Source organism: Corynebacterium faecale, from assembly GCF_030408735.1.
Classification (GTDB): Bacteria; Actinomycetota; Actinomycetes; order Mycobacteriales; family Mycobacteriaceae; genus Corynebacterium; species Corynebacterium faecale.
Genome location: NZ_CP047204.1, coordinates 1,980,693 through 1,993,276, shown reverse-complemented (window position 1 = coordinate 1,993,276; position 12,584 = coordinate 1,980,693). Strand labels below are relative to the sequence as shown.

At 60.3% G+C, this 12,584-nt stretch carries 12 protein-coding genes; 5 read left to right on the top strand and 7 right to left on the bottom strand.

Annotated elements, in window-relative coordinates; genetic code table 11:
- Positions 1 to 23 precede the first annotated feature (23 nt).
- The gene (locus tag CFAEC_RS09090) at positions 24 to 1,229 is read left to right on the top strand and encodes a cobalamin-independent methionine synthase II family protein (RefSeq protein WP_290276174.1); all 1,206 of its coding nucleotides are present in this window, start codon (positions 24 to 26) and stop codon (positions 1,227 to 1,229) included.
- A gap of 90 nt (positions 1,230 to 1,319) precedes the next feature.
- On the opposite strand, the gene CFAEC_RS09085 is transcribed toward CFAEC_RS09090, so the two are convergent.
- On the bottom strand, positions 1,320 to 1,799 hold the full coding sequence (locus tag CFAEC_RS09085) for a hypothetical protein (RefSeq protein ID WP_290276172.1): 480 nt from the start codon (positions 1,797 to 1,799) through the stop codon (positions 1,320 to 1,322).
- A 267-nt stretch (positions 1,800 to 2,066) separates the two neighbouring features.
- Here CFAEC_RS09085 and ilvA point away from each other — a divergent pair, with 267 nt between their 5' ends.
- The gene (gene ilvA, locus CFAEC_RS09080; protein ID WP_290276170.1) at positions 2,067 to 3,377 is read left to right on the top strand and encodes a threonine ammonia-lyase IlvA; all 1,311 of its coding nucleotides are present in this window, start codon (positions 2,067 to 2,069) and stop codon (positions 3,375 to 3,377) included.
- On the opposite strand, the gene treZ is transcribed toward ilvA, so the two are convergent.
- Complete coding sequence (gene treZ / locus CFAEC_RS09075; protein ID WP_290276168.1) at positions 3,374 to 5,116, bottom strand: malto-oligosyltrehalose trehalohydrolase; 1,743 nt, start codon at positions 5,114 to 5,116, stop codon at positions 3,374 to 3,376. The two genes, ilvA and treZ, sit on opposite strands and share 4 nt — an antisense overlap.
- A 104-nt stretch (positions 5,117 to 5,220) precedes the next feature.
- On the opposite strand from treZ, the gene CFAEC_RS09070 reads away from it, so the two are divergent.
- From CFAEC_RS09070 to CFAEC_RS09060, 3 genes are read left to right on the top strand one after another with little or no spacing between them, the layout of a single operon-like run.
- On the top strand, positions 5,221 to 5,871 hold the full coding sequence (locus CFAEC_RS09070) for a YigZ family protein (protein ID WP_290279856.1): 651 nt from the start codon (positions 5,221 to 5,223) through the stop codon (positions 5,869 to 5,871).
- Positions 5,872 to 5,901: 30 nt separating this feature from the next.
- Positions 5,902 to 6,135 (top strand): hypothetical protein, encoded by a 234-nt coding sequence (locus CFAEC_RS09065; RefSeq protein WP_290276166.1) that lies wholly within the window; start codon positions 5,902 to 5,904, stop codon positions 6,133 to 6,135.
- A gap of 13 nt (positions 6,136 to 6,148) precedes the next feature.
- Positions 6,149 to 6,529, top strand: coding sequence for an RNA-binding S4 domain-containing protein (locus tag CFAEC_RS09060; protein ID WP_290276164.1), 381 nt, complete (start codon positions 6,149 to 6,151; stop codon positions 6,527 to 6,529).
- 48 nt (positions 6,530 to 6,577) lie between these two features.
- Here the strand turns inward: CFAEC_RS09060 and CFAEC_RS09055 are convergent, their stop codons facing one another.
- The 5 genes from CFAEC_RS09055 to CFAEC_RS09035 form a co-directional block, all read right to left on the bottom strand.
- A complete protein-coding gene (locus CFAEC_RS09055; protein ID WP_290276162.1) occupies positions 6,578 to 7,654 on the bottom strand; it encodes an LLM class flavin-dependent oxidoreductase in 1,077 nt (358 codons plus the stop codon).
- A 247-nt stretch (positions 7,655 to 7,901) separates the two neighbouring features.
- Positions 7,902 to 8,033, bottom strand: a complete 132-nt coding sequence (locus CFAEC_RS09050; protein WP_290276160.1) for a hypothetical protein — start codon at positions 8,031 to 8,033, stop codon at positions 7,902 to 7,904.
- A 70-nt stretch (positions 8,034 to 8,103) separates the two neighbouring features.
- Positions 8,104 to 9,192, bottom strand: coding sequence for a GTP pyrophosphokinase (locus CFAEC_RS09045; RefSeq protein ID WP_290276158.1), 1,089 nt, complete (start codon positions 9,190 to 9,192; stop codon positions 8,104 to 8,106).
- A 41-nt stretch (positions 9,193 to 9,233) separates the two neighbouring features.
- Complete coding sequence (gene treY / locus CFAEC_RS09040) at positions 9,234 to 11,675, bottom strand: malto-oligosyltrehalose synthase (protein ID WP_290276156.1); 2,442 nt, start codon at positions 11,673 to 11,675, stop codon at positions 9,234 to 9,236.
- A 95-nt stretch (positions 11,676 to 11,770) separates the two neighbouring features.
- The gene (locus CFAEC_RS09035; protein WP_290276154.1) at positions 11,771 to 12,478 is read right to left on the bottom strand and encodes a hypothetical protein; all 708 of its coding nucleotides are present in this window, start codon (positions 12,476 to 12,478) and stop codon (positions 11,771 to 11,773) included.
- Between the last annotated feature and the right edge of the window lie 106 nt (positions 12,479 to 12,584).

Genomic DNA, 12,584 nt, shown 5'->3' with positions numbered 1-12,584 from the left:
TTCCCGATCGAAGTGGAGATCATATGACCATCAACCATATCCGGACCAGTCACGTTGGATCCTTGCCCCGCACCCCGGAGCTTCTCGACGCCAACACCAGGCGTGCGAGTGGAGACATCGATGACACCGAGTTTTTCGACATTCTCCAGACCTCCGTGGATGAGGTGGTCAAGCGTCAGGTGGATCTGGGCCTGGACATCATCAACGAGGGTGAATACGGCCATGTCACCTCCGGCGCCGTGGACTATGGTGCCTGGTGGAACTACTCCTTCACCCGCCTGGGCGGCCTCACCATGACTGATGAGGATCGCTGGGCCAATGCTGAACAGATCCGCTCCACACCGGGAAATATCAAGCTGACCAGCTTCGCGGACCGCCGTGACCGGAACCTGTTCCATGAAGCCTATGAGGACCCGGACTCCGGCATCTTCCAGGGTCGTGCGAGCGTGGGGAACCCCGCATTCACCGGTCCGATCACCTATATCGGGCAGGAAGAAACCACCACCGATGTCAATCTTCTGAAGAAGGCCATGGGTAAGGCGGGCGCCGAGCACGGTTTTGTCGCCGCCCTTTCCCCGGGATCCGCGGCCCGGTTGAAGAATGAGTTTTACGCCACCGATAACGAGGTTGTGGCTGCCTGCGCTGACGCCATGAGCCAGGAATACAAGATCATCACCGACGCAGGTCTGACCGTGCAGCTTGATGCACCGGATCTTGCGGAGGCCTGGGACCAGATCAACCCCGAGCCATCCCTGAAGGATTACCGTGAGTGGATCCGCATCCGCATCGATGCGATCAACTCCGCCGTCCGGGAACTTCCCAAGGAACAGACCCGCCTGCACATCTGCTGGGGTTCCTGGCACGGGCCGCACTCCACAGACATCCCTTTCGGCGACATCATCGAAGAGATCCTCCGCGCAGAGGTAGGTGGTTTCTCCTTCGAGGGAGCATCCCCACGCCATGCACATGAGTGGCGGGTCTGGGAGGACCATGCCCTTCCTGAGGGCTCGGTGATCTACCCGGGTGTGGTTTCCCACGCCATGAACATGATCGAACACCCACGCCTGGTCGCCGACCGGATTCTCAAGTTCGCCGAGCTCGTGGGGCCGGAGAATGTCATCGCCTCCACTGACTGTGGCCTGGGTGGCCGCCTGCATCACCAGATCGCCTGGGCGAAGCTGGAGTCCTTGGTGGAGGGTGCGCGCATCGCAACCAAGGAGCTGTTCTAAGCTGTAGGACGAGGGTTGCACACAGCAACATAACAATGATGGCCGCCACGGAGTTTTCCGTGGCGGCCATCATTGTCATCTCAGGAGATATTAGGCATCAGGGTTGATGCCCACGCTGCGCAGCCAGTCGCGCAGCATCTCGGTGCCGTTCGGCATCAGGGGGAGAATGGCATACGCGGCCTGGGCCATGAAAGAAGTGATGGCGAGGAAGGCCTGGGCGATGCCGAGCGGGATAGCTACCCAGCCGGGCAGACTGACGGAACCGACCACGGGGATGTTGCCGTCGTCATCGACAAGACCGGTGTCTTCATCTTCGTCGTCTTCCGCATCCTTCTCCTCGCTGCTGGAACCGAACTGGGAGGATCCGAATTCGGGGGCGGGAGGTAGATCGCCGTCGAGAAGCATGGAGCTGCCCTCGGCACTACCCGGCCACTGATCGGCGGGCTTCTCCACGGTGGTGGTCACCGTTGGGGTGGCGGTATCCTCCTGCGCTCCGGCGACAGCAGGCAGGAGGGACAGGGCTACTGCGCTGGCGGTGACGATCGCGAGGGGGATGCGGTGCGGTTTCAAGAAAAACTCCTAGCAGAGGTGCTGGGTGGAAGACAGGTGCAGGTGACTATGTCCATGGCATCCAAAGGAAGATCACAATGTGGTCACAGCTTCTGGAGAGTCTAATACGAGCACAGGGAGAACGCCTAGTGAAAGTCAACGATTGCCGGACTCCTGCCTGCAGGAGGCAATCGGGTCTGCCCTGATAACGGGCGACAACGTTTGGACTGAGAATATTTCGCCTACCCAAGTCGATTGCATATCGCCCGGGGATTACACTGACTAAACATGAGTGAAACAAACGTGTCTGAGAAAAGTCCAGGAGTGATGGCGGGCGTGGCAGCGCAGATTCGTGCCGCTGACATTCAAATGGCGCAGGCGCGAATTTCCTCCGTGATCGCACCCACCCCGCTGGAGTACTGCCCGCGTCTCTCCGAGGAATCGGGCGCTGAGGTCTACCTCAAGCGGGAGGATCTCCAGGATGTCCGTTCCTATAAGATCCGCGGGGCCCTGAACTCCGGTTCGCAGCTGACCCAGGAGCAACGGGATGCCGGCATCGTCGCGGCTTCGGCCGGTAACCACGCACAGGGTGTGGCGTTTGTCTGCAAATCACTCGGTGTCCACGGCAGGATCTATGTTCCGGTGCAGACCCCGAAGCAGAAGCGCGACCGGATCGCTGTTCATGGTGGAGATTTTGTCACCCTGGTGGTCACGGGTCATAACTTCGATGAGGCCTCCGCAGCGGCGCATGAGGATGCTGAACGCACCGGAGCCACCCTCATCGAACCCTTCGACGCACGCGATACCATCGTCGGACAGGGCACGGTCGCCGCAGAGCTTCTGTCACAGTTGACGGCTCTGGGCAAGACCCCGGATCATGTCATGGTCCCGGTTGGCGGCGGTGGATTGTTGTCCGGTGTCGTCAGTTATATGGCGGACATGGCACCGCGCACCGCCATCGTTGGTATCGAACCGGCTGGAGCGGCGTCTATGCAGGCGGCTCTCAAGGCTGACGGCCCGGTGACCTTGCAGGATGCTGACCCATTTGTTGATGGTGCCGCCGTCAAGCGGGTCGGAGACCTCAACTATCACATCGTGGAGAAGAACCTCGGCCGCGTGCACATGATGAGTGCCAGTGAGGGATCGGTCTGCACCGAGATGCTCGAGCTGTACCAGAATGAGGGCATCATTACCGAGCCTGCCGGTGCACTGTCGGTGGCGGGCCTGCGGGAGATGAAATTCGCCAGGGGCTCGGTCGTGGTGTGCATCATTTCCGGTGGCAACAATGATGTTCTCCGTTATGGCGAGATCGTGGAGCGCTCCCTTGTACACCGCGGTTTGAAGCATTACTTCCTGGTGAACTTCCCACAGAAACCGGGCCAGCTGAGAAGCTTCCTCGAGGACATCCTCGGCCCGGAGGATGACATTACTCTCTTCGAGTACCTCAAGCGGAACAACCGGGAGACGGGTACTGCACTCGTGGGCCTGCAGCTGGGCGAAGCCAGTGGCCTGGATCCGCTCCTGGAGCGCATGGAGGAGTCGGCCATTGACTGCCGACGCCTCGAACCGGGCACTCCGGAGTATGATTTCCTGACTTAAACGGTCTCTATCTCATTGGGCCGCCAGAGGATCGCGAATCCGAAGGCATCCAGCACGGTTGAGGTTTCCCGGACTTCTGGTGAGGTGAAACTGTAGATCAGTTCTCCACCATGAGGGACCTCAACGTCCGTGTCGTTGAAGTTGGCAATGAGCAGCCCCTCGCCGTTGGCCATGGCGATCCACTCCGGACCGTGGGACACCTCCAGTGCCATCAGGTCGGGCTGGGACATGCCCAGCTCGCGGCGCAGGCGCAGCAGCGTCTGATAACCGTGGAGGATGTTCTCCTGAGCCTGGGTGAAATTCCAGTCAAGCTTGGACACCTCAAATGTGGATTCCTCCGATGGGGTGGGGATCACCTCAGGATCCCATCCCAGGCGCGCGAATTCCCGCTTGCGCCCCTCAGAGGTGAGGCGGTTGAGTTCCTCATCGGTGTGGGAGCAGAAGAAGGTGAAGGGTGTGGTTGCCCCGTATTCCTCACCCATGAACAGCATCGGAGTATAGGGGCTGCAGTAGATCACCGCTGCCTTGAGCAGCTGCTGGGCGGGGGAGAGGTTCATCGAGGGGCGGTCGCCGATGGCGCGGTTGCCGGTCTGATCATGGGTGGTGGTGTAGGTGACGAACCGGGAAGCGGGGGTCACATCACGACGAACCTCGCGTCCGTGCCTGCGTCCACGGAAGGTGGAGAGCTGACCGGTGTGGTGGAAAACCCTTTCCAGGGTGGAGGCCAACGTGGCGGTATCTCCGAAGTCGGAGTAGTAACCGTTGCGTTCCCCGGACACCAGGGCATGGAGCGCATGGTGGATGTCATCGACCCACTGACCGTGGAGACCATATCCGCCACCCTCACGGGAAGTGATCACGCGCGGATCGTTGAGATCGGATTCTGCGATCAGGGACCGCGGGGTGCCGGTGGTGGCGGAGATTGAATCGGCCAGGACAGCCATCTGTTCGAGCAGTGGAATCGCCCCGGAGTCATCGAGGGAGTGAACAGCGTCCAGGCGCAGACCGTCGATGTGGAACTCCTGGAACCACTGCTCCACAGAATCAAGGATGTAGCTGCGGACCTCGTCGGAATCAGGGCCATTGACGTTGACCACCTCGCCCCAGCCTGTGGATCCGCCGGAGGTGTAGGGGGCGAACATGCCGTTGTAATTGCCGTCCGGGCCGAAGTGGTTGTACACCACATCCAGGTAGACCGCGATGCCGGCATTGTGGCAGGCATCCACCAGACGCTTCAAACCCTCGGGGCCGCCATAACCCGCGTGGACCGCGTGCCACAGCACGCCGTCATATCCCCAGTTCCGGTCACCGCCGAAGGGTTGGACAGGCATCAGTTCAATGGCGTTCACACCCAGTTCACGAAGATAATCCAGACGGCCGATCACTCCATCGAAATCACCCTCGGGGCTGAAGGTGCCCACATGAAGCTCGTAGATCACTGAACCCGGCAAAATGCGGCCGGTCCAGGCCTCGTCTGTCCATGCGAAATCCGCAGAGAGCACCCCGCTGAGACCGTGGACACCGTCTGGTTGGAATCGGGAACGGGGATCGGCGATGGTCTTGGACCAGTCTTGGCCGTCGAAAAGCTCAAAACCGTAACGGTCGCCCACCGCCGGGCGCTGCTCGGCGGTCCACCAACTGCCGTCCTGCCGGGTCATGGGAAAGGTCTCACCGTTGAGGTGAAGTCGGACATTTTCCGGGCGTGGCGCCCACACGCGATAATTCCTGGTTGTCAGCATGGCACCAGGCTAACCAAAATATGCGCAGATGGTGCGGGGTAGAATCAGGATCCAATATGACTGCCAAGAATCCGGAATCCATCCCGCCCGCCATCCGTGAACCCCTGGGTGGTCTCACCTATCAGCTTCCCGTGGCTGATCAGGTTTTTGAATCCGAGATGGAAATCAAACGATCCCGCTTTCTCACCTATATCACCCGGGTGCAGTCGGAGCAGGAAGCCCGCGACTTCATCACGCTGGTCCGCGAGATGTACCCCGATGCGCGCCACCACTGCAGCGCCTACATCTATCACGTGGATGATTCCAATGATGTCGAGCGTTCCTCCGATGACGGTGAACCCTCAGGCACCGCTGGTAAACCCATGCTGGAGGCACTCCGCGGATCCGGAATGAAAGATATCGCGGCGGTGGTCGTGCGCTATTTCGGTGGCATCAAGCTGGGCACCGGTGGCCTGGTCAACGCCTATACCAACGCGGTGACCAGCACGCTTGTCCACGTCCCCCGCACCAGGAGGTCGGTCCGTGACCTCTACACGGTGCACTTTTCCCACAACGATGCCGGACGCATCGAAGCCACTCTCCGGGGTACCGGTGTGGTGATCACTGATACTGATTATGGGGCAGATGTGCGGTTCACACTGGCCTTGAAGCTCGGTGAGCACCAGCAGATGGAGTCCCAGCTGAGCTCCATGGCAGGCGCGGAGGTCGAATTGAAAGACGCCGGGAAAATGTGGGTGGAATCCCCGAGTGACTGACAGGTGGGTCGGGCACTAGACTGGATCACCATGAGCATGCAACAGTACCCACGAAACCCCATTGAGAAGCGTAAACAAGAGGTTCGGAAGAACTCCCGCAACGCTGCAGTCAGCGTCGTCGGCGGTGTAGGCGGTGGTGTCCTGCTGTGGATCCTGACCAGTTCCGCCACCTTCATGGTGCTGGGGCTGATCATTGCTGTGGTTGGTGGACTCTACTACTACAACCAGATCAAGAAGACGATCAACCACCGGGACAACTACTAGTTGTTGATCAGTGATGAGTGAGCAGGACGGTAAACCGGTACGCATCGATGCCTGGGTCTGGGCGGTGCGCCTCTACAAGACCCGATCTGATGCTGCCACCGCATGTCGCGCCGGGCATGTGAAACTGAATGGAAACGCGGTGAAGCCGGCGCAGCAGGTGGTTCCGGGTGATCGCGTGCGCGTGTGGGTGAACCACCGTGAATTCGATGTTGAGGTGCTGCGGACCATCAGCAAGCGGGTGGGCGCCCCGATCGCCCGGACCTGCTATATCGACCACACCCCACCTCCACCACCGATGGAGGTGTTCGGCTCTGTCCCACGCCGGGACCGGGGCACTGGCCGGCCCACCAAGAAGGAACGCCGCGAGATGGACCGCTTCAGGGGCGCGGATTAGACCGCCCCTGGAGGTGTGAGGGCCTTTTCGGGCGGTGTTATTTCCTGGTTACTTCTTGGCGGCCCGCTCCGCCAGGATCTCACGCACGCGTGGGATCACCTTCGTGCCATAGAGCTCGATGGATTTCATCAGATGCTCGTGAGGAGTGGGTCCGCTGACATATTTGAGGGTGAAGCGGTTCAACTCCAGGGTGTCAATGGTGCTCGCGATGCGCTGTGCAACGGTTTCCGGGGAGCCGACATACATGGAACCGTGGTCCACCTCGTGCTCGAACTGACGGGCATTGGCCGGTGCCCAGCCGCGCTCCTGGCCGATCTTGTGCTGCAATGCAAGCCAGTTGTCCAGGGACAGTTCACGTGCCTCCTCATCGGTGTCTGCGATGAAGCCGGGGGAGTGGACGCCGATCGGCAGCTGGGGCAGGCCCATCTGTTCATTGGCACGCTTGTACAGCTCCACATAGGGGCGGAAGCGGGAGGGGGCGCCGCCAATGATGGCGAGCATCAGGGGGAAGCGGTATTTGGATGCGCGGATCACAGACTCAGGGCTGCCTCCCACCGCGACCCATGAGGTGATGCCATTCTCTGTGGCGGGATAGAGCTTCTGGTCCTCCAGGCTGGAACGGGTTGTCCCCGACCAGGTGACACCCCTGCCCGAGGAATCAGCATCAAGGATGGTGCGGTAGAGGTCAAGTCGTTCATTGAACAGCGCCTCATAGTCCTGCAGATCAAAACCGAAGAGTGGGAAAGACTCGATGAAGGAACCACGACCCAGGGTGATCTCCGCACGGCCACCTGACAGTGCGTTCATGGTGGACCATCGCTCGAAGATACGGACCGGATCATCGGAGGAGAGCACGGTGACAGAGGAGGTGACCTTGAGGCGTTCAGTCTTGGCCAGGATGGCTGCCATCACGATATCTGGTGCGGAGACAGCGTAGTCCTCGCGGTGATGTTCTCCCAGGCCGATGATGTCCACGCCGACCTCCTCCGCCAGGACGGCTTGATCCACGATGTCACGCAGGGTCTGTGCGTGGGAGACCGGGTTGCCATTGAGGTCAGTGGCGCTGTCGCCGAAAGTGTCGAGGCCGAAGGAGAGGTTCCGGGTGGTCGGGGTGTGGTCGGTCATGAGAGGTGAAGGCCTTCCTGGATCAGATCGATTGTAGATATATCAACAATATCATCTTCGACGGGGTCGGTGTAACTCTTCAGTGTCCCGCTGCGTGACCCTGCTGTGCGATCCTCAGAGGACAACAACGGGCATGGGGTGCAGGGGTGGGTTTTTCGTCGACAAGCATCGGGGGCGCGCGGGGGAGAAGAAAACGGGAACACCGAGGAGGTGTTCCCGTTGGAGCCGAGGGGGCTGGAGAGGCCGGCTAGATGGAGCCCAGGCTCCAGTCAGCCGGCGGGAAATCGATGCCCATCGGGCGGAAGAAGTTGGCGATGGTCAGACCCCACACGTGGAGGAAGTCTGCGAGCATCGGGAAGTCCAGGATGGATAGCCCCATTGGTGTTAGCTCCTTGATCTGCAGGTTCATATTTCGTTACACAGCGTACTCGGTGCGTTGAGGGTTTGTATTATTCGGTGTCCCCTGAATCCTCCCGGGTTACCTCCGCTGTGTCTGTGTCCACGGGGTCCGCGATATGTGACTGCTGCATGAGATCCAGTTTCCGCTTCAGTTGCCGCCTGCGTTTAGCCTGAGAGGGTTGAGCATCCTTCGGCGCGGTGGCCTCGATGTGATCCTTGCCGAACTTCTTGAGCAGCAGGTCATCGATGATACGGATCTGGCCTGGGTGGAAACGGTAGCGCATGACCTTGATCAGCAGCTCAATGTCACCCACGTTGAGCAAATCACGCAACGCCCCCACCGAGGTGACACCGTTGGCGATGAGAATATCCTCCAGGAAGCGGTAGGTTTCAGACCTGGGGCGTGGGAATCTGCCGCCGATCAACATGGCCAACACGCCCGGGAGGGTCTCGGCGGTGAGCTCCACCGTCTCATCCGTATCCCGGCCTGTCTCCTTCAGTGCCGCGATCTGGTCGAACTGCTGATCCGCCAGCTCGATCAGGCCGGCGGCGAGGGTGAACATGCGGTCCACCTCGGGGTTGAGATCCCCTGCGTCTAAACCTTCGCCGCCGACGGACACACCGGTGCGCTTATAGCGGATATCGTGTTCGAATTCTGCCCAGGCATGCTGCAGCACGGTGCGGACCTGCACCTCGAAGACCATCCCCACATAGTCCTGTAGGTCCTCGTTGTTCTCATCCACTTCCAGGTTCAGGTGGTGTGAACCATAACCGAATCCACCGGAGATCCGGGTCTCCGCGGCCTTGTCCACGGATTTGTGCACCGTGAAGGAATCCCGCAGCACCTTCAGGGCCACCGGGATCTCCGTGGAGTTATAGGTGGTGATCCGCACGCCCATCATGTCGTGGATGTCATGGCGGGGATCCGGGTACAGGAGTGTGCCATCAGGGTGCTTCTTCCGGGCCTTGGCCTTGAGGCTGGACCAATCCTTCAACCGGGTACTGACCCGGTCATAGGTGACACCGCCATCGGTGAGGAGCTCCTCGATGGCGGTGCGGAAATCTGACGCGACCTCAGGATGGGCGCGCCGGAATTCATGGTAATAACTGCCGAACCTGGCCAGTGTGTTGTCTTGCATCACAGCTACCTATCGTAGCCCGGTGCGATGCGTGGGGCTGATCAGACCTCGGTCTCTGGCAGGAGCACTAGAAGCGCGGTGGGCAGATCAGCGAAGATCCCTTCCGCCGCTACTGATCCGGTATAGATACGGCCGGTCAGACGATCTTTCCAACGCCCGGAGGGCAGCGTTACGGTGGTATCAAACCAACCACCCTTCTCCACCAGAAGCAGTGGCCTGCGCACAGCCAAACCGATGATGCTGAGATGCTGACGGTCACTTCCGCGGGCAATGCCCACGATGTGGGACTCCGCACGACCCTCTGCGAACACCGCCTGGTGGTCACCTCCGACGAAGCAGGCCGGGTACTCACTGCGCACGGCCAGAGCGTGTTTCACCACAGCCATCTTGGCCAGGTTGTGGTGCTCCTCCAGGTGCCCGAAATCAGGCTGCGACACCTCCGACCAATCCCAGTCCTCCAGCTGGTCAAGAGCCTGGGAACGGGCGGTGTAGTCCACGAACCGGCGGTTGTCGGGATCCACCAGTGAGTCCTCGAAGAACTCCGCTCCCTGGTAGGTATCCGGGATGCCAGAACCCACCAACTGCAGCATCTTCCTGCCCAGGGAGATCTGGATGGCACCCCTGTTCAGTTTCACCACGAACTCGGTGATCAGGGAGGTGGCCGGGCCATCGAACAGCGCATCGATCCAATCCGATATCGCTATTTCAAAACTCTCATTCGGATCCACCCAGGTGGTTTTCACTGAGGCTTCCCGAACCGCCTTCTGAGCGTAATCATGGAAACGGGTCCGCAGGGATTCCGTGATCACCCCATCGGCGGGCCAGACTCCCAGGAGATTCTGGAACAGGAAGAAACCGGTGGCACCATCGGGTGACGGCAGGATGGCACTGACGCGGTTGACCAGCTCGGAGAACTCCGAGGGACTCTCGGTGAGCTCAATGATCCGGGCCCGCACGTCCTCACCACGTTTGGTGTCGTGGGTGGACAGCGTGGTCATGGCGCGGGGCCACAGCATGCTGCGCTCCTCCTGCAGCAGGTGGAACTCCGCTGCGGAGACACCGAATCGGCCCGGTGCGCCACCCACCTCCTGCAGAGCCACCAGACGGGCCGCGCGGTAGAAGGTGGTGTCCTCCACACCCTTCGCCATGACAGCACCACAGACCTGGGCGAAGCGTATCTTCGCCTCACCATTGCCCAGCAGGGCTGCCGCGATGAGATCCAGGGCGTTGCGGCGGGAAGGGAAACGCTTGGACATATCCGCGATGATGGCAGCTGTGGTGCGTGACAGGGAGATATAGTCCGCGCGGTACACAGGCATGGCTGCGATGAGCTCCTCGATGGTCTCGTGGAGCTTCTCCTCGGAGACATTGCTGCCCGCGGTGGAGAAGTTGTCCCGGCGCATGGCGCGGGCGAGTCGACGGACCTCCGCATGCAGTTCAGTCTGTGCGATCTCCCGCTTCAGCGTGGCCTCGGTGGAGTGGAGGGCCACATCATCCCAGGTGGATCCGGTTCGCTGGAGCGCCAACATGGAGAAATGATCCTCCTCCTCGCGGGAGATGAACACCCCATCGAGTTCACGCAGGGCGTCATAACCGGTGGTGCCATCCACGGACAGACGCGGATCAAGTGGCTCCTCCACACCGAGGATCTTCTCAATGAGCAGCCAACGATCCTTCCCGATCACTTCACGCAGGCGGTGAAGGTAACCGAAGGGATCCGATAATCCATCCGGATGATCCACACGGACTCCGTCAATGAGGTCCTCAGCCACCAGTTCACGCAAGATACGGTGGGTGTGTTCGAACACCATGGCATCTTCCTGACGGACACCGGCGAGGGTGTTCACAGAGAAGAAACGGCGGTAGTTGATCACACCGTCACGCCAGTAATTCAAACTGTAGTGCTGACGTGCATACACCTCCTGGGCGGTGCCGCTACCAGTGCCGGGAGTGATGGGGAAGATGTGCTCGTAGTAGCGGAGAACCTTTTCATCGTTGAACTCATCCAGCTCGAGCTTGTCGGTGTCCCCTTCGGATCCCAGGATCGGGATACCGAGTTTGCCACCTGAACCGTTATCTTCATGCCAGTCGATATCAAAGTAGTACTCAAACTCGGATTCCTGCCCGAATTTAAGGACATCCCACCACCATTTGTTCAGGTGGGGAACCGCAATGCCCAGGTGGTTCGGCACAATGTCGATGATGATGCCCATCCCGTACTCATGGGTCGCCTCCGCCAGTGCGCGGAACCCCTCGATACCACCGAGCTCCTCATTGATGGTGGTGGGGTCGATCACGTCATAACCGTGGTTGGAATCCGGCATGGAGGTCAGGATGGGGGAGAGATACAGGTGGCTGGTGCCCAGCTTCTTCAGGTAGGGCAGGAGTGCCTTGGCCTCGGCGAAACCGAATGATCGCCCCGATTCGTCTGCCTGTGGTCCTCGGAGCTGAAGCCGGTAGGTGGCTGTGATCGGACGTGCCATGGGAGTTCCTCCTGTAATCACACTGCATAAAAGTGTTGTGATAAATGCCGCGATATCTGTCGCTCACCGATCCTAATGACAACCCACCGACTGCGTCAGGCAACCTGAGGCTGGGGAACCCGGATATCGGCCACCCGGGGTGCCGGAAAACCCAACCGGTAATTCAGGGCCACCGTGCTGATCAGCTCCCCAGCTGATCGGCCCGGTCCAGACACCGTGTCTGATAACTCCTTCGCTGATGGCTCAGGATCTGCTCCGTCATCAGCGGGAAGGACGATGAGCAGGTCTGGCTGTGGGGCCAGATAGGTCAGATCGGAACCAAGACGGTCCTCAAGATGGCGGTTGAGGATGGTGAAGGTCCGGGGATGGGCTAACCACGCGGTGACTGGCGCGCCGGGAACCTTGACCTGGATTGCGGCGGGGACGGAGATCAGCCCGGTATCCATTGCCTGGCGGAGGTAGAACCGTGTCCCGAGCGGGGAACGGGCCGACACGACGAGATTATCTGCCGCCAGATCCCAGGCCTGCCGGGTTCCCAGCCTGAGTTCTGCAAGCGCGCGGTGGCTCAACGTTGATGAGCCTGCCACCAGCCCCATGGCCAGGGTGCGGGAAAGATTGATACTGACAGGGCAGTCGCAGAATCCGTCATCGCTCAACCGGATCCGTTCCCGCCAGGCCCGGGGATGCAACCGCGGCTGCAGCATGGAGACATCAAGGTGGATGGACGCGGGCCCCGCTGGATCCGGGAAGGGCTCCAGCGGATGAAGTGATAACAAGTGGTGGGAAGGAGTGGTGGTGATCATGCGGTGGAGTCCCCCTAGCTTTGCGGCCTGAGCCGACTGATTGATCAGTTGTGTCAATCAGGTTGGACTGCTCGGGTCTCCGTCCGGTTCCCTCCCTGCGATGAAT